The following is an 18,204-nucleotide window of genomic DNA, read 5'->3' as shown; positions in this document are numbered from 1 at the left end:
TAGAAGCTTTTCAAACCTGTGCGGTCCTGTTCCGGCCGCACGGGTTTTTTTGTCCCGTGATCCGGCACAGCCCTATGTGGGCTGGGCAGCTTAATCCTTGAGTGAAGATGAGTTTCGTTTTGCGGCTTGACAAATACTTTCCGAAATGGCAGATTAAACTATCTGAATGAGAATCGGCAGCAGGCTTTTCGCAGGTGTTTGACAATTGATGATTGTAACACCCCCTCCCAGATAAACTACTTTGACCTGGCGATGTTTTTGTGACTTCGAATCCACGGAATGTACTGAAACGGCTCCGGAGGATTGAAGAACCCAAACAGCGCCGTCCTGCCGTACACGGGACGCTTCCAGACCACTCCACGGAACAAGAGCATGCCCCTGACACAAGCGGACAGGTTCTGTGCAACTCGCGGGCGTAGTTGTTTCTACGCCGGGAACAACCGCGGACACCCGCCACAGCCGCAACTGAGTGTTACTCGCCGAGCAACACTCAGTTTGTGCGCCGTTGCTGGGTGCATGTCTGAAAGATGTTGAAATGCAAGCCGTTACGATGCGATTAAGTCGAACGTAATTGTGGCATGGATATTGTATTAATTCTTCTAAACTGTTTCCCTAAGCAGGGGGGAGTATGTCTATTCGCAGCTTGTTTCGTTTTGCGCTATTGACAGTTCTGGCCATGGCGACGGTGGCTTTTGCCCAGACCAGCAGTGGTACATGGTCCTTGAACGGGTCTCTCGGGGGTCCGGGCAGCACCGGCAACGAGGTATTCGTCGCAGTCCAGAACACTGTCGCTCTGACCTCCGCCACAGTCGAGGTGCATTTCGACAGCACCAAGATCGAACTTGATCCCAGTGTTTCACTCAAACTCAATCGCGCTAATGATCTGACTGTCTCCTCTGGACCGTATACAACGGTCTCTGGTTATAGACGTTACGTGTTTATTGTTGCAGATACTCTTAGCAACGGGATTGAGCCCGGCAGCGGTGATGTGCTGAAGGTGGCGTTCAACGTGAAGTCGGGTGTAACCGTGGGCCAAAGCACCACGATCACCCTGACCGATCAGGGCGCCAAGACGGTGCTGGGGACAGTTACGCTCCCGTTTACCTCGTCGATCAAGATGCTCAACATCATCGCGCCGCAGGACGGGGCCTCGTTCACGGTGGATGAGGGCAGCCCGCTGGCGATCCGCATGCGGATCCTCAACCACGGCGACAGCCTGAAACTCAACACCGGCACCACCCTGCCGGCAGGCGCGGTCATGGCGGGCGACACGCTGTTCCAGTGGACCCCGAACCAGACCCAGGCCGGGGCCTACCCGGTGCGCCTGATCTACACCAACGAGGGCGGCGGGGCCGACACGGTCAACCTTAACATCACGGTCAACGACAAGAACGCCGCACCGGTCTGGCCGGCCCAGATCGATACGCTGCGGGTGAACGAGAACGAGGAACTGAGCCACTCGTTCACCGCGGCCACGGACGCCGACCCGACAGATATAGTCAGTTACACTGCGCTAAACACTCCCGCCGGTTCGCAGTTCACCGCCGGGGCGCTCCTTTTTTCCTGGAAGCCGGCTTTCGGCAAGGCCGGCACCTATAAGTTCAGCCTGGTGGCCTCCGACAACCGCGGTGGACGGGCGACAAAGGTCATTGTCGTGATCGTGGAGAAGGTCAACCGCAAGCCCGTGCTTTCCATTGCCAATAAGAATCTGATCGTGGATGAAAAGACCCCGTTGAGCTTTCAGGTCGGGGCTTCCGACCCGGACGGCGACCCGGTGAGGGTGACGGCCGAGGAAATGCCCAGCGGAGCGACTTTCAGCGGCACGGTGTTCAACTATCAGTCACCGGCGGCGGGCACTTACACGGTCCGTTTCATCGGCGCCGACCCGGCCGGTCTGGCCGACACGCAGTTTGTGGCGATCACCGTGAACGCGGTCAATTTCCCGCCGCGGTTCACCGCCCTGCGCGATACGAGCCTCGATGCGGGGACTGCCCTGCAGATCACCCTTGCGGCAACTGACCCGAACGAAGGGGACGCGCTCACTTATTCGGTGCAGAAACGCGGTGCAGCCACCACCATTCTCGACCGCGGGGCCGCCTTGAGCGGTGCGGTGCTGAGTTGGACCCCGGCCGCCTCGGACCTCGGCCAGAATATCGTCTACCTGCGGGTCACCGACAGCCAGGGACTGTATGATGAAGCCCAGCTCACAATCACGGTCACCGGCCGCAATATCACCGCCCCGCCGGCGTTCAAGCCCCTGGAGACCATGACTGTGGCCGAGGGCGACAATGTCGCGTTCAACCTGCCGCTGGTCAACCAGAACGTAACCGGTCTGAAGTTCTGGGCCTCGGACAAGCCCCAGGGCTCCAAGCTCGACAGCCTGACCGGACGGTTCACCTGGCAGCCCAGCCTGCTGCAATCCGGGAGTTACACTGTTACTTTTGGAGTAACAGACGGAAAGTTCCAGGATACGAAGAAAATGTTGATCGTGGTGACGGAGAGGGATGTCGCGCCCACGCTGAACCCGGTGGGCAACCTGAGCGTGCGCGAGGGCGAGTTGTTGCGGGTCCGTCTGGCCGGAGTGGACCTGAGCGGCGAGGCGATCTCTTTCAGCGCCACCGGGTTGCCCGTGGGCGCGGATCTGTATCCCCAGGGGCTGCTCATGTTCCGTCCCGGTTACACGCAGTCCGGGATTTACACCGTGACCTTCACTGTCACCGACGCCTCGGATAACAAGGACCAGGAGACAGTCAGTCTGACCGTGCAGGATGCCAACCGTACGCCGGTGCTGACAGTGCCCAACCAGAGCGTGAGCGAGGGTGCGACTCTCAGCTTCACGGTCAGCGCCACGGACCCGGACGGCGACCAGCTCACCTACGCGGCCGCCAACCTTCCAGATGGGGCGGCGTTCAACAGCTCCACCCGCGCTTTCACCTGGACCCCTGAGCTGAGCCAGAGCGGCAACTATACTGTTCTGTTCACGGCCAACGATGGTAAGGACGGCGGGCTGGACAGCGCCAATGTAATCATCAGCGTGGGCAACGTGAACCGTCCGCCGGTACTCGACCCGATCGTGGACCAGAGCCTGGCCGAGGGTGAGACCCTGGCTTTCTCGGTGGTGGCGGCCGACCCGGACGAGGCCAACCGTCTGACTATCAGTGCAACTGGCCTGCCCCAGGGCGCCACGCTCAGCCAGAGCGGCACCAACCCCGCCACGGCCACAGTCACCCTGACTCCCGGCTACACCCAGGCGGGTATATACAAGGTTAAGTTCACCGCCCGGGACAACGATGCCACCAGCCAGTTGTCTGTCAGCCGGACCATGACCCTGGAGGTTACGGATACGGATGTCCTGCCCGCTTTCACCGGCTCCCTGGCGGCGGCTGATTCAGCCGTGTTTTCGGTGAGCGAGGGACAGGTGCTCGAGATCGCGGTGACTGCCTCGGATGCGGGCGGCGATGCTCTGGGCTATTCTGTCACGGGTATGCCGCTGAATGCCACGGCCTCGCTGACCACCGAGCCGCGCAAGGTTGTTTTCTCTCCGGATTACACCCAGTCCGGCCGTCATGAGTTCACGGTCGCCGTGACCGACGGGCGCAACGAAGTGGTAAAGAAGGTGGTGGTGAACGTGGCCGAGGTCAACCGCGCCCCGCGCGTGCCGGATATCGCCGACCAGAAAGTCACGGAAGGTGACATCATCTCGTTCATGGTGGACGCCACCGACCCGGACGGCGACACGTTCACGGTGCACACCGCGGGCGATGTGCCGTTCCTGACCCAGGGCGCCACCCCGCCGGCGAAAATCCGCGACGGCAACGTGTTCCTGTTCGACACCGCTCTGTTGCCGAAAGACCAGCCGATCGCCTCGGCCTTTTTCAAGTTCTGGGCCGAGGACTCCCGCGGCGGTGTCAGCGACACAGTGACCGTGGAAATCGCGGTCGAGCGCAAAGTCAACACTACAGTGCCGCAGATTGTGTCCGGCACTATATTCTCTATGTCGAACACCCTTCTCGGCCCCCTGGGGATGGGGGGATTCATCATCGTTTCGGGTGGCGGCAGTACGATCGGCGGTTTCAATATGAACATCATCGTCATTTCCGGTTTTATCCAGAACGTTCCGGTTCCCACCCTGGCCTCGGCCGGGGATGAGACAACCGGCAAGGTGAAACAGGACCCGCGCAAAGGGGTATACACTTTCCTGGCCGGTGATCTCACCAGCCAGTTCTACGGCATCCGCCGCGGCTGGGGGCTCGATCTGACAGCTTTGGGAGCGGCCGGCGCGGATTCGTTCCCTACCGGCACCGGCTCGAAGATCACGCTGAAGTATTCCAATGCCGACCTTCCCACCGAGGTGCCCAATTTCACCGAGGCGCGGCTTTCGGTGTTCGGCTATGACGCGGTCCAGAAAGTCTGGGTTATGATGGACAGCGTGAGCGTGGATACGGTCAAAAATGAGGCACAGTTTGTGCCTATAAATCCGCAGATCAGCGAGTACACAATCGGCGCGGTGCTGGATGTGGTCGCCCCTCTGGTGACGAACCTGAAAGTGGCCTCCGGCGGAGTGACCGTGAGCCCGGCCCCGATCGACACGCTGCACGGCCTGAGCGGCACGTACGAGGTGCGGATCAACGTGACCGACGATGAGATAGTCAGCAGCGCGAACGCGCGGCTGTATTACTCGGTCAACGGCGGCGCTTACAAGGATGTGTCTTTCAACCGTCAGTCCGGCAACCTGTTCACCGCCCTGATCCAGGAAGGCGCGCAGACTGTCGGCACGCTGATCGACTACTACATCGTGGTTCAGGACAACATGAACACGACCACTTTCCCGTCCGGCGCCCCCGAGCATGTGAACCGTTTCATCCTGGCCGAGCAGACTCAGCAGAAGGGTGACATCGACGGTAACAAGAAGATCGACGTGTTCGATCTGCTGGGGCTGCTGAAAGTGATGTCAGGAGCCCAGCCGAGTTCGTTCGCTTCCGATATTGACGGCAACGGCAAGACCGATGTGTTCGATCTGCTGGCTCTGCTCAAGTTGATGGCGAAATAGATGGGCGAATAATAGAAATCCGTTTTGGCTGTGAGAGGGCGTTTAGAGGGAGGTTTTTAGCGGACTTGGCAAAATCAAATCCAGATGTAGCGCTGGATTTATTCTTGACAAACTATTGTATCACCTGTATAATTCAGGCGATCAGTCGTAAAGTGTGCCGTATTGTATCTAATTTCTTGTAAAAGATTGATGCATAATGGCTTGCGCGAACGGCTGAAGGTTCAATGCGAGAAAGGCAGGGCAGAAATACGAAGCACTGTTTTGGTTTTGGAGTGCAGATGTTGAAATTTGTATCAGTTGGAAGCTTTAAAGTATGTTGAATTTGAAGTCAACCGGACACAAACAGCAAAGCGGAGGGGAGTCTATGGAGCAAAACCGACCAGCGGACTGTTCTGGCCTGGCAAGTGTTTCCCTTTTTTCATTCAGGAGGAAATCTCTTATGAAATCTCGTTTTTTGGCCAGTTTAACAGTAGCTCTAACTCTGTTGCTGGGTCTCGTCACCTCGAACCTGTTGGCGCAGATATCCCTGGCGTCGTCGGTCAATTTCACCATTAAAGCGTATGATATTAATGGTGATGCTTTGGATGCCAATTGGCGGACCGCGTCTGGGAACACAGCTTCCACCGCCAAGGATACCGTCGGGCACGCGTTCGACCTGAAAGTGAAGTTCGAGACCGCGGCGCAGAATTTCACCAGCGGTGTTGAATACACGTTCACCCTGCCCGAGGGCACGGTGGTCGATGAGGCCGCGCTGAAGGATGGCAAGGTCAAGATATCCACGCAGTATATGGATAATAGTAATCCGCCGCAGTTGGTTCAGGATCAGTATACGGTTACTTCCAGCAATATCACCGTTACCACCCCGAACACGCTGGATAACTACAGCGATTCGCGGCAGCCGGTGGTTGTGGTAAAGGATGTTAACACGTTCTCGAATTCCAGGACCGTGTTTGTCACCCTGGAAGGTGGTTTCAAGTTCGGTGAGAACGTGCTGAAGATCAACAACCACACCAAGACGGCCGCGCAGCGGAAGCTGGCCATTCTGTTCAAGCATGGGACCTCCTATGTGCAGAACGGTATCTTCCCTGATTCGACCAACTTCTATGTCAAGAACGACCGGGCCGCTTCGGTCCGCTCTAACTCCAGCATTTCCAGCATTTTGAACAACCAGACCTGGTCGGCGGCCGATTCGATGTACATCGTCGACCGTTTCGACAACTGGGTTCCGGATTATTTCAATACCGACGCTACCAGTGATATGGATTCGTTAACCATCTACGTGCCCAAGGACAAGGGCACCTTCACTGCTACGCCGACGCTTTACGACATTGCTGGTAAGGGCTGGGGTCATAACCCCACGGAGCCGAGCACCTATCTAAAGACTGAGAGTGACGACAATTACACCTACGTTCGTCTCTTCCAGCCGAATTCTGGCAAGTCTTATGCTTCCCGCGGCAAGGATCACTGGGTTGACGCTCAGGATTCGCCGGGCGCTGGTGCGCAGGAAGTCTTCAACGCCGTGGCTTCCACCACCTGCTCCGATTCGGCGTTCTCGATCATTTATCTGGGCGCCCCGAATCATGGTAACGTCCCGGGCTTCGGTCTGAAGTTCAACCGGACCTCGGACAACACGACCTCGATTCCGATCTACTTCCATCTTAATGGTAAGAAGGTCGCGAACACGAGCAAGAGTCTGCTGGGTGTTTCGGCCACCAACACCGCGACCATCACCCGCACGATCCTGAAGTCGGATGACAAGGCCCTGATCGGAAGCCTGACGATCAGCAGCACGAACATGAAGGTCACGAACCGGGCCACGCATGAGAGCAATGCAATGTTGAACCGTATCGCGCTGGGCAGCCACACCCCGGCTAAAACCTTCAAGATCGTCCTGAAGGACAAGTTCGGTGTGCCGTTCACCACCGGTTCCACCCTGGACGGCTCGGCGGTGGAGAAGGTTTTCCTGCAGTACAAGTATGTTGACATTACCTATTACACCGATGACGACAAGGATGACGACCACCCGGCCGGCACCGTGAAGAGTTATGCCGTAAACAGTGCCATGACCGCGATCCTGAACAACGGGACCACGGTGGGTGGGAATTCCCGTAAACCGAGCCATTTCATCCTTTCCAGTGTCATCACCAATCCTGGTGGTACGGATCTGGACGCTGGCGTCGATTCGCTGAAGGGCATCAATGTTGCCGCGGGCAGCCTCATCGATCTGAGCACCGCGAAGTGGCAGGGCACGACCTCGCACGGTTTCGGCAGCGGCATCCTGGTAATCGCCAAGTCGGCTTCCGGCGGCGCCAGCGATTCCGTGCTGTGCTCGGCCGAGCCTGGTCCGGTCTATACCTTCGACATCACCACTTTCCAGACCAACCTGAATACTGCCAACTCCAGCGGCAAGGTGACCAACAATGCGGTCATCCCGGCGTTCCTGCCGATCTACGCCCTGGACGAAGACTACAACAAGGTGTCTGGCCTGGATTTCACCACCACCGGGGCAGAGAAGTTCCTGACCAAGTTGAGCATGTATTCAGGAGCGGGCAGTGTTTCGGCGATCAATTTCCTGATCGACGGGCACGATCCGGTGCTGGCTGGTCCGGCGGCTTCGGATTCGGTCACCCTGGACAGCTTGGGCATTAAAGGTGTGGCCCGCGCTGCTGCTTACGGCCAACTGGCCGCCGTGCCTGGCTGGATGCAGAGCGACAAGTCTTTCATCTACGGCTACGACGTGGATAAGGCCGACCGTACTGACAGCAGCTTGATCAACCTGGGCGGCATCGGCGCCAACCCGATGGGCCTGCGCGTGAAATTCAACGGCATCCGTCGTGTCACGATCCAGTGGGCGATTGGTAAGGGTCCCAACGGCGAGTATACTACCAACACCGTGAAGACCCTGGACCTCGGGCTGTTAAACCTGCAGACCGTGTCCTCGATCGACAGTGTCACCAACGTCAAGGCTATAGCCATCAGCGGCGACAAGGTGGGCGCCACTGTCAACCGTGTCATCCAGTTCAAGGCTGGCGCCGGTAACACGATCGGTCCGGAGCAGCCGGATAGCATTATCTTTGTCAAGTTCCCGCACCTGACCGGTGATGCCGGTCTGCCCGCGACGTTTGACGCCTCCAAGGTCAAGTTGTCCGTGGACGCTGGTACGACGTATTATGCTTCGCCTTGGGTCGGCGGCGCCGGTGACTCGATCGCCATCGTGGCCCCGTTCCTGATGGATCCGTCTGGTACCAACGGTATCTACGTCAAGATCGAAGGGTTCGTCAACCCGACGGCTTCCGATACCAACTACATGATCCAGGTTGCGACGGAAGCCAGCCCGGTTTGGGCGTCCTCGAGTTACAGCGATGGCTACCATCCGAGCGATCAGTCCCTGCATCATTTCTTCATCGCTACCCAGGCCACCGTTGCCGACAGCTTCAAGACCGGCATCAAGTGGACCTCGCAGCTGACCAAAGCGGCCGCGCTGAACCTGACGGCCGGTGTGCAGTCCGACAGCTTCGCGGTCTTCGGTGCTGACCGTTACGGCAACATCGTGACCCTGGTCGACGATGACAACCCGATTAGTCGCGGCCTGATCTTCAAGGCCGACACCTCGGTCGGCGGCGGAAGCGCCGTGATAAAGCAGAAGTTCCATCCGGATACGACGTTCACCAGCCGTGGCGCTGGGATGTACGATTCGCTGACAGCTTCTGTCAAGGCCCGGTTCAACACCCGGACAATCGGTGGTGACTACGCCAATGCCAAGGTCTATTTCGGCGGGCTGAGCATCACCCCGGCCAAGGCCACCAGCGCTGGTTATTATATGGTGGTTATGGATTCGACCGATGTCAGCATCCGTGATTCCATCCTGATCAAGGCTGCTGGTACGGTTGCCGGTTCCGTGGCTAAGATTTCGCCCACGGATACGCTCAAGACCTCCAAGAACACCGAGCAGACGACGGCGTTGGTAGCACTGTTGAAGGACGCCTACGGCAACATCCTGGCCGACTCGCTGGTCAATTTCGCGGTCACCACCGGCAGTGCGACTTTCATCGACTCGAACGGCGTGGCAATCCTCAGCGCCAAGACGAGCATCGATGTCAAGAGTGGCGCCGACGGTAAGGCCTCCGTGAAGATCAAGACCGGCAGCACTGGTGATCTGATTGTCGTCACCGCCAGCCCGAAGTCGGTTCCGACTTCGACCGTGACTTATATTATCACCACGACCATCGTGAGAGTCCAGGGTGATTCGCGCATCCACTTCACCGCCCTCGATTCTCTCGTGCCGGACACCCTGGCCAAGAGCCTGGTTGCCCATGTGAGGGACGGCGATGGTGTGAAGAAGGTTTCGCTGGTCACCTACAAGACCATGCTGACCCTCGGCACCGACAACAAGTTTGTTGCCGCCGCCACGACCGACACGGTCGCTTATGATTCGACCATGGCTGTCACCTCCGGCGACTCGGTGGACGTCACCTTCCATCTGCCGAAGCAGGCTCTTGGAAGCTCTGTCGCCTACAAGGTCGTGGTTACCGACGCCTTTGATTCGCTCACCGCTTCCGTGATGAAGAACTATGTCATCGCCCCGAAGCGCGGCAAGAGCAAGCTGAGCACCGAAGCGACCAACGTGGCTGACATCATGCGCCTGGTCTATCTGGTCCTCGGCTATGCCACTCCGACCACGGTTGACTGGTTCGGTCTGGATCTGAACCAGGACGGCGCCTTCACCGGTGATCAGGACCTGGTTACCATCCTGAATATCTGGAAGGGCACCGCCACTCTGGCCTCCGCTGGCGAGCAGCAGACCCGTTCGGCCAAGGCTTCGCTCTCCTTCAAGGAGACCGACAAGGCCAACGCGAATCTGTTCATCGAGCTGGAGAACAAGGGTGAGCTGAATTACGCTGAGTTCCAGGTTAAGTATGACGCCACCAAGTATTCGCTGGGTGAGGTCAGCCGGACTGAGCGTATCGATCAGAGTGTCCAGGTCGTGTTCAACAACCGTAAGGAAGAAGGCATCCTGCACATTATCGTCATCAACCTGCAGGGTCGTTCCATCACCAGCGGCTCGGGCGCTATCCTGAGCGTGCCGGTCGAGGCCCTGAACGGTAAGTTTGACGGTAACGGCGAGATCAGCCTCCTGAGCGTTGGTTTCGAGCAGAACGTGCAGAGCGAGCTGAGCAAGGAAGTTCTGTCGCCCAAGGCTTCGCTGCCTAAGGCGTTTGCCATGAGCCAGAACTATCCGAACCCGTTCAACCCGTCGACCACCATCGCTTACGATATTCCGGAAGGCAAGGAAGTCCAGGTTCGACTGAACATCTACAACGTCCGCGGTCAGCTTATCCGCACCCTCGTGAATGAGGTAAAGAGCGAAGGCTCCTACCAGATTCAGTGGGACGGTTCGAGCAACAACGGGCAGAAGGTGTCCTCGGGCGTGTACTTCTATCGCCTGGTCGCTGGTGAGTTCAACCAGACCCGTAAAATGGTGATCCTCAAGTAACTCGGACAATAACGGCGAAAATAGTGCCGAATTCAGGGAGGAATTCGGCACTATTTTTAAGCGGAGAAATCACATTATTGTCTGAATTATCTATCACAAATGAGGAAACGACCTGTTATGGGATGCCATGCTGAAGCCAGCATTACCTCTTATATCGGCTCGTTTAGAGACGAGGAGGTTAGGATATGAAACTTAAAAGGCTACTAAGCCTGGCAGGGATATTGACTGCGATACTGGTCTTTTCCGGGAGTAGCCTATATGCGCTTGACGCTGTGGCAGTACAGAGCGCACAGGGTTTCCCGGGTGGGACAGACACGGTCGATGTCTACATAACAACCGACTCGGCGTACATAAGCGCGGAGGTGGGACTAAGCTTTGACAAGACAAAGCTGAGTTATGTCGACGGAAGCCTGGTCGTTAACCCAGCGGCTTGGAATTCCTCTTGGGGAGCGCCGCAGGTTAGCGTTGATGCCGCCACCGGAAAAGTATCAGTAGCGCTGTTTTCGCTGGACGCCAATGCTGCATTGCCAAAGGCTTCTTCCCCCATGAAGTTGCTTTCGGTAGTGCTCAAGGTGGCCGGCACGGCAACTCCGGGAACGGTGACTGTAACTCCGAACGGGCGGTTTATCTCCCGTACCGACATCATCAACAGCACTGACGGTACGAATGTGACGAACCTCGCCGCCGGGACTTTCACTATCCTGAGCAGCTACAGTCTGAGTGCGGACAGTGTGACCTCCAGCATCGGTGGAACGGTGGCTGTGCCGGTTTACATGACCAACATTCAGAATGTAGTCGGAGCCGAGTTCACTATCGGTTTCAACAGCACGCAGTTGATGTATGCGGATTCAGTGGTTATCAACAAAGCCATCTGGAAAGATGGCGAACCTCAGCCTGCCACGGTTGACGCCTCGGTGGCCGGTCAGGTTAAAGTTGCCATCTTTACTCTCAGCGGCGGTTACATCTCGTCCAATAACGAGAGCGTTATACTGGCAACGATTTACCTCAAGGCCAAGGCAACTGCAGTTGAGGCTGCCAGCAACCCTTTGACTGTAATTGCCGCGACAGTTACCAGTCGGGATGAGTTGTACAATACAACTACCAACTCCCCGACAAGGTACAACGGCAATGTTAACATCAAAGGCAAGTTCAGCCTGAGGGTTGGTAGCGATGCAGCCGCACCGCGTGGGGGTTCGGACACGGTCAAGGTTTACCTGAAAAACTCCGAGACAATCGTGAGCGCTCAGGCGACCCTGAAATTCGATGCCTCCAAGTATACGGCTACGTCGGCCAATGTTGTGGTCAACAAGGACATTTTCTCGAACGTCGGTTCGGTTCAGACAGAAGTTGCGGTCTCCGATTCTACGGTGTCGGTTGCATCTTTCGCTTTCTCGGCCGATAGTATAACGGCCGGCGATGGCGACAAATTGATGTTCACGGTTATTCTGAACGTCAAGAACACCGCAGCGGTCGGGTATGACAGCCTGCAGGTGAGTGGTTCGGTAGGTATCCGTAATGAAGACTATACCACGGACAACGTGAATATCGGGACCCTTTACAAGGGTGCGTTCCTGATCCGCAGCCCGTTCGAGTTGCAGGTCGAGAACGTTTACGGACGTCCGAACACTACGCAGAAAATGAATGTCCTTCTGACCAACCGTGATGTCGTGGTGGGAAATGAAGTGACTGTCACCTTCGACAACACGAAGCTGACCTATGTCACGAATTCGGTCCAGGTCAATTCCGCGATCTGGAACGGCGGGGCTCCCACTCCGGAAATAGTCGCCGGCGCCAATAGCATCAAGATTGGGCTGACCGACTTGACCGGCACCAAGAGCATCGCCGCCGGTGGTTCGGGACAGTTGCTCCTGTCGCTTGAATTCACGGCGAAAGCCGCGCTGACTACCGGTATGTCCTCGACGGTCGGTATCACCGGTATCATGGCTGTGCGGGATGAGATGTACAACGTCACAGACGTAGCGGCGGCCGGTGTTTCCGGTTCGTTCAACGTCGTGGACGACATCACTCCGCCCAGCCCGGTACGCAACGTGTCGATGATAAAGGTCGGCACCGAGTACCGTCTTACCTGGACAAATCCGACGGATGCAGATCTGGCCCGTATTACAGTGGTGCGCCGCAATGTCTCCGACAGTTCGGAAGAGACCTTGTTTAGCGGTATCGCCACCTCCTATACGGATGCAACTCTGGCTTCGGGCGTGGCGTATGTGTATGTGCTCACGGCTTACGACAACGTGGGTAACGCCTCCGAGGCTTATGTGACCCAGCCGACTGGGCCAGCTGTTGATCCGAATCTTGATTTCAACCAAGATGGTAAGGTTAACGCCGGTGATCTGTACATGTATCTGAGCGATCCTTCACCGTCGAATATCGCGTATCTGGCCGACCTGATCGCTTACCTGCTTGCACAGCCGGTTCCTGCGACCATGCTGGCCGCGAGCAACAGCGGTTCGGTTCAGGTCCAGCCCGGTGCTGCTTATGTCAGTCTGAGCAGCAGCTTCGAGACCTTCGTGGCGCGTTTCACTTTCTCGTACAACAAGGCCTATGAGTTCTCCGGTGTCGCGCTCGGTCAGGCGATGCAGGGGAAAGCCATGATCAAACCGATGGCCGAAAACGGCCAGCTGGTGGTGGATGTTATCAGTCTGACCGGTTTCACGCCGTCCACCCTTACCAGCGAGCTCTTCACTGTCATGTTCCGTAACGGCAGTTACGATCAGGCCAGCCTGAAAATCGAGAAGGTTGAAGTTGCCGACCGCAACGGCACTATTTACAACGGCGAGAAGGGCCGTCTGGCCTCCTCGGCGGTGCTGCCCAAGGCATACGCGCTCGATCAGAACAGCCCGAACCCGTTCAACCCCTCGACGACCATCGCTTACGAGATCCCCGAGAGCACGAGCGGAACCAAGGTTGTGCTGGCTGTTTACAACATTCGTGGACAGAAGGTTATTACCCTGGTCGATGAGCTCAAGGAATCCGGAAGGTACTCGGTCAACTGGGACGGCCGCAGTGAAGCCGGACAGCGCGTATCTTCGGGTGTCTACTTCTACAGACTGCAGGCCGGCGATTTTTCGGCGGTCAGGAAGATGGTTATCCTGAAGTAGTGATCGACGAAAAGCTCGGCGCTCCACCATACGGTGGAGCGCCGGGTCGACCTGATTCAAAACAGCTCATCAGGGGGATTTTATGAAAATAACCAGATTACTATTCCTCGGAATAGTACTCATTCTGTTCAATGTTGTCTACCTGGCGGCCGCCGTCTTGCCGGACACAGTGTTTGTCCGTGCCAATTCGGCCAAGCCGGGTGACACTTTGCGGGTGTCCGTAGGGATCGATTTCAATTCCGACAAGGCCGGTGGCGTTATCGCGGTCTTTAAGATTGATTCGACCCTGACCGAGATGCTCGACACAGTGCCGGGCAACTGGTGGAGTTGGGATACCTCTTTCGGGAAGAAGCTCGTAGACGGTGATCCCAACGGTTTGGTCAGCGGCGCCTTGAGCGCGCTGGTCAGCTTTGACAAGCCCACTGGAACCATAGGTGTGACGGTCTTCGGTGTTAATGTCAAAGGTCTGGCTTCGGCGGCGGTGGGTGTGATCAACACCGACCAGAAGGGAACCTTGGTTAATTTCAAGTTCCCTGTCTCCGCCCTGGCGGCTGAGGGTAGCTATTCGGTGAAGACAGCCGGAGAAGAGGGTGTCCAGATCTCCAAGTGGCCTTTTGCTGACGGCACTTTCTCGGATTACCCTGTTTTCAGCGCCCCGGACATCATGATCGCCAACATCCCGGAATACAATGCGCTGCAGCTCGGCGCCACGTTGCCTGCGATGATCGGCGACACGATCATGTTTCCGGTCAAGGTTGAGAACAAGGATTCCATCGGCTCCGGAAGTTTCGCCGTGGTTTTCCCTTCGAATCTGATGTCGTTCGCGAACACGGTGGTTGCGGGTCCGCGTGGTGCCGGCGTTAATTTCAACGGCGCCGTGGCGGCCGTTGACGCCAACACCAGCCGTGTGACCGTGAGTTTCAGCGGCGCCGCGGTGCCTCCGGGCGGTCTGGCTGCTCTGTGCCAGATCTATTTCAGTGTGAACACTGCCAGTTCTGCTACTGGTACGGCCACACTGGCCAATGTGGCGCTGAAAAACATGGCCGGGGGCGCCTTGGCCGTGCAGGCTCCGTCTGTTGCAAGCACCGCGCTGAATTATTTCTTCGGCGACAGCCTGATCGTGGATGTTAAGTCCGGGGATTTCAGCGTGCTCAACGTGCAGCAGCGCAAGGTGACAATCCCGATCCGTCTGGTCAACCGCAGCAAGTCTGTGTCGGTTATCCGGTTCTATATCCAGCCGGATCAGACTAAGCCGATCGGTATCCTCACGCCGTCCAAAATCAACACAACCGCCCGTACGGCTGGTTGGGTTGCGACCGGAAGTGTGGACAGCACCAACGGTGTCGGAACGATGGTGGCTTACGCTCCTAACGTGGCCGGTTCGGTCACTCCGGGCAGCGAGGCTGTGTTCACCATCGAGTACGATATCCTGCGGCCGCTGGACCCGAGCCTGCTGCCGATGGACGTTTCCATGATGCTCAAGGGTGTCGAGGTTTTAGATGCCGACGGTATGAATGTCGGTATCCAGAAGGTTGACGGTACGGTCAGCCTGGACAGCCGTGTGCCGAACAACGGCGAGGATGTCAACCCCGGCTCCGGTCTGCCCAAAGCTTTCGCAATGGCGCAGAACAGCCCTAACCCGTTCAACCCCTCGACGACGATCAGCTATCAGATCCCCGAGGATGCAGGGTCCGGCGTTCGTTTCACCATGAACGTCTACGACCTGCGCGGACACTTGGTCAAGACTCTGGCCCAAGGCTTCAAGGCCCCTGGAGTCTACCAGGTTTTCTGGGACGGGACGAGCAACAGTGGTCAGAAGGTTTCTTCCGGCGTATACTTATACCGGTTCTCATCGGACCGTTACACCGCCACACGGAAGATGGTCATGCTCAAGTAGCTTGAGTTGACCTGAAAGTAAAAGGCCGCCGGACTCAAAGTCCGGCGGCCTTTTTATTTCATCCAACCTCAGAGATCAGGCCTTGGTCTTGCGGGTTTTCTTGTCCGCAAGCTCTTCTTCCAAGCTGGACAGCTCTTCCTTGATCGTTTTTTTCAGGCTGCTCTTGCCCTCTTCCACCATCCCGCTTATCTCATCGCGGATGTGGCTGATCGATTTTTTACCCTCATCCACCAGCTTCGACATCTCCGACTTGAGGGACTCGATCGATTTTTTACCCTCATCAAGCATCTCATGGCCACGCTTGGCCACCTGCTCAGTGGTTTCCTTCAGAGCCTTGCAAGCATCTTCCTTCTTTTCCGCGAGCTTCTTGCGGGTCTCCTCTCCGCTGTACGGCGCAAAAAGGAGCGCTACGCCGGCGCCCACGATGGAACCAGCCAGGAAAGCCTTGATGATCGAGAAAGTGTGTCCGTTATCTTCCGACATATCAACCTCCCGCGTTATGAGAAAGCTAACCTCAGTCTGGCGCCCTCAACCCTGACGGGAAAACTTGTCCCCAATAACTTTAAAGAATGCAGCCAGATTGAGCAAGGGACCACGGATACGTGACTGGAAAAGATCCAGCAGATCGATCAGCTCCTGGAGCTTGTCCCGGGTTTCGGGGATGAGTTGGGAGAAATCCTCGATCTTGCTGCTAGTGTCATCGGCCAGGTCCTCCAGGCGCGCGCCGATGTTCTGCAGGTGCCCAAGGGAAACCTCCAGTTTCTCGCGCACCGTGGTGGCTAAATAGGCCTGCAGGCGGCGCAGCTTGAGGTACACCAACACGGCGAGGACAGTCATGACAAGAAAGTAGAGCGCGATTACGGCCAGTGAAACCGCAACGATGATTTGAACAGACACTAACATGCTTCGCTCCCCGCTCAAGATTTGGAATCAGAGACCCCAGTCCCTGGGGTAGCGGAAATCCCGATTGATCGTACGCTGGCTGAGCTTGGCGATCAGGGGCAGATGGCGTTTGTACTGAGTGGTGCGCACCTTGCGAACGAGGATGTCGATCAGGCGGCGGTCATAACCCAGACGCTCGACCTCCTCAGGAAGAAAACGGCGATCGATCAGCAGGTAGAGCAACTGATCCGCGTCATCGTAAGTGAAACCGAACTCGTCCTCATCGGTCTGGCCCTCCCAGAGGTCGGCGCTGGGTTTTTTCTGGAGGATCGGAGCCGGTATCTCCAGGAACCGGGAGAGCTGGCGCACGTGGTTCTTGTACAGGTCGCCAAGTGGGTTGAGAGCGCAGGCCATGTCGCCCCAGAGGGTGGAGTATCCCAGCAGGTACTCGGTCTTGTTGCTGGTGCCAAGGACCAGGGCGCGCTCGGCGGCCGAGATGTCGTAGAGCACGATCATCCGCATGCGGGCCATCACGTTGCCCCGACGCAACTGGTCCATGCCCGGGTTGGCCTCCAGGTAGGGTTTGACCATCGGGGTTATCTCGCACAGCTGGCTGCGCAGGCCCAGATATTCGGCCAGAAGGCGGGCATCGGCCAGGCTGCTGGGATTGCTCGACTCGTAAGGCATGAACACGCCCAGCACGTTCTCACGTCCCAGGGCGCGCACGGCCAGGGCCGCCGACAGGCTGCTGTCGATGCCGCCCGAAAGGCCCAGCACAACCCGCTCGAACCCCACCTTGCGCACCTCGGTGCGGATGAAATTGATAAGCACCCGGCTGACCTGCTCGCAGTCAATTGCCAAAGAGGGCTTTTTTAATTCGCTTGAGCTCATTGAAACTCATCAGGAAATTTTCATCCCGCAGGATGGGTGAATGTATCCGGGAGCGGGTCAGCTCGTTCATATCAAGATCGAGAGTGCCGGTGGTCTCCTCCAGGAACGGCAGGGTCAGGAGCGGCTCGCCGTTGGGGTCGATGGCCTGGGAGCAGCCGCTGAAACTGATCCCGTCCTCGCAGCCCACCCGGTTGACGTAGACCAGAAAACTCGAATGCAGCAGGGCATAGCTCTGGGTGATCCGGGCCCAGTTGATCACGCTCTGGAACTGGCCGTTCTCGTTCATGCCGCGCACCGGGCTGTTGGAGATGACCAGCAGCACCTGGGCCCCGTCCTGGCACAGGATATATGGATTGACCGGGTGCCAGGCGTCCTCGCAGATCATGATCCCCAGCTTGCCGAAACGGCTCTGCACCGCCTTGACCCGGCTGCCGGGCGAGAAATAGCGCCCCTCGTCGAACATCCCGTAAGTGGGCAGGTAGGCCTTGCGATGACGGTGGAGCAGGCGGCCGTCCTCGAAATAGAAAGCCGAGTTGTAGAAGAAATGGCCCCGGCTGTGCTCCACCAGCCCGACCAGGATCGAGATGCCCCGGCGGCTGAATTCGGCCAGCTCGGCCAGGCGCGTGTCCTCTGCGGTCATCGCCACCTGGGCCACCATATCTTTGAGCAGGTAGCCGGTCAGCGACAGCTCAGGGAACACGATCAGCTCGACGCCATCGGCCAGCGCCTGCTCGATCGCGCTACGGGTCTGCTCGAAATTGTTATCCAGATCGCCCAGACGGGGGGCGCTCTGCTGCATTCTGATTTTCATATCCGGTCGAGGACTGTTTCGAGTTAAAAAGGAAAACACTCCGTTTATGATAATTTGAAT

The 18,204-nt window shown here is 57.4% G+C and carries 8 protein-coding genes; 4 read left to right on the top strand and 4 right to left on the bottom strand.

Going from position 1 to position 18,204, the window contains the following annotated elements:
- Window positions 1-988 precede the first annotated feature (988 nt).
- The 4 genes from LLH00_04745 (at window position 989) to LLH00_04730 (ending at window position 15,560) form a co-directional block, all read left to right on the top strand.
- A complete protein-coding gene (locus tag LLH00_04745) occupies window positions 989-5,050 on the top strand; it encodes an Ig-like domain-containing protein (GenBank protein MCE5270573.1) in 4,062 nt (1,353 codons plus the stop codon).
- Between the two features lie 439 nt (window positions 5,051-5,489).
- Complete coding sequence (locus LLH00_04740) at window positions 5,490-10,544, top strand: T9SS type A sorting domain-containing protein (protein ID MCE5270572.1); 5,055 nt, start codon at window positions 5,490-5,492, stop codon at window positions 10,542-10,544.
- A 185-nt stretch (window positions 10,545-10,729) separates the two neighbouring features.
- On the top strand, window positions 10,730-13,663 hold the full coding sequence (locus LLH00_04735; GenBank protein ID MCE5270571.1) for a T9SS type A sorting domain-containing protein: 2,934 nt from the start codon (window positions 10,730-10,732) through the stop codon (window positions 13,661-13,663).
- An 82-nt stretch (window positions 13,664-13,745) separates the two neighbouring features.
- Window positions 13,746-15,560, top strand: coding sequence for a hypothetical protein (locus LLH00_04730; protein MCE5270570.1), 1,815 nt, complete (start codon window positions 13,746-13,748; stop codon window positions 15,558-15,560).
- A 75-nt stretch (window positions 15,561-15,635) separates the two neighbouring features.
- Here the strand turns inward: LLH00_04730 and LLH00_04725 are convergent, their stop codons facing one another.
- The 4 genes from LLH00_04725 to LLH00_04710 are packed head-to-tail and all read right to left on the bottom strand — an operon-like array spanning window position 15,636 to window position 18,144.
- Window positions 15,636-16,043 carry a YtxH domain-containing protein gene (locus tag LLH00_04725; protein MCE5270569.1) on the bottom strand — a complete coding sequence of 136 codons (408 nt, stop codon included), beginning with the start codon at window positions 16,041-16,043 and terminating at the stop codon, window positions 15,636-15,638.
- 45 nt (window positions 16,044-16,088) lie between these two features.
- Window positions 16,089-16,463, bottom strand: a complete 375-nt coding sequence (locus LLH00_04720) for a hypothetical protein (GenBank protein MCE5270568.1) — start codon at window positions 16,461-16,463, stop codon at window positions 16,089-16,091.
- A gap of 27 nt (window positions 16,464-16,490) precedes the next feature.
- Window positions 16,491-17,333, bottom strand: a complete 843-nt coding sequence (locus tag LLH00_04715; GenBank protein ID MCE5270567.1) for an NAD+ synthase — start codon at window positions 17,331-17,333, stop codon at window positions 16,491-16,493.
- The gene (locus LLH00_04710; GenBank protein MCE5270566.1) at window positions 17,293-18,144 is read right to left on the bottom strand and encodes a hypothetical protein; all 852 of its coding nucleotides are present in this window, start codon (window positions 18,142-18,144) and stop codon (window positions 17,293-17,295) included. The genes LLH00_04715 and LLH00_04710 overlap by 41 nt, the downstream gene beginning before the upstream one ends.
- Window positions 18,145-18,204: the final 60 nt, after the last annotated feature.

It is taken from the genome of bacterium (assembly GCA_021372515.1).
Lineage (GTDB): Bacteria > Gemmatimonadota > Glassbacteria > GWA2-58-10 > GWA2-58-10 > JAJFUG01.
This window is presented reverse-complemented; position numbering and strand designations above follow the sequence as displayed.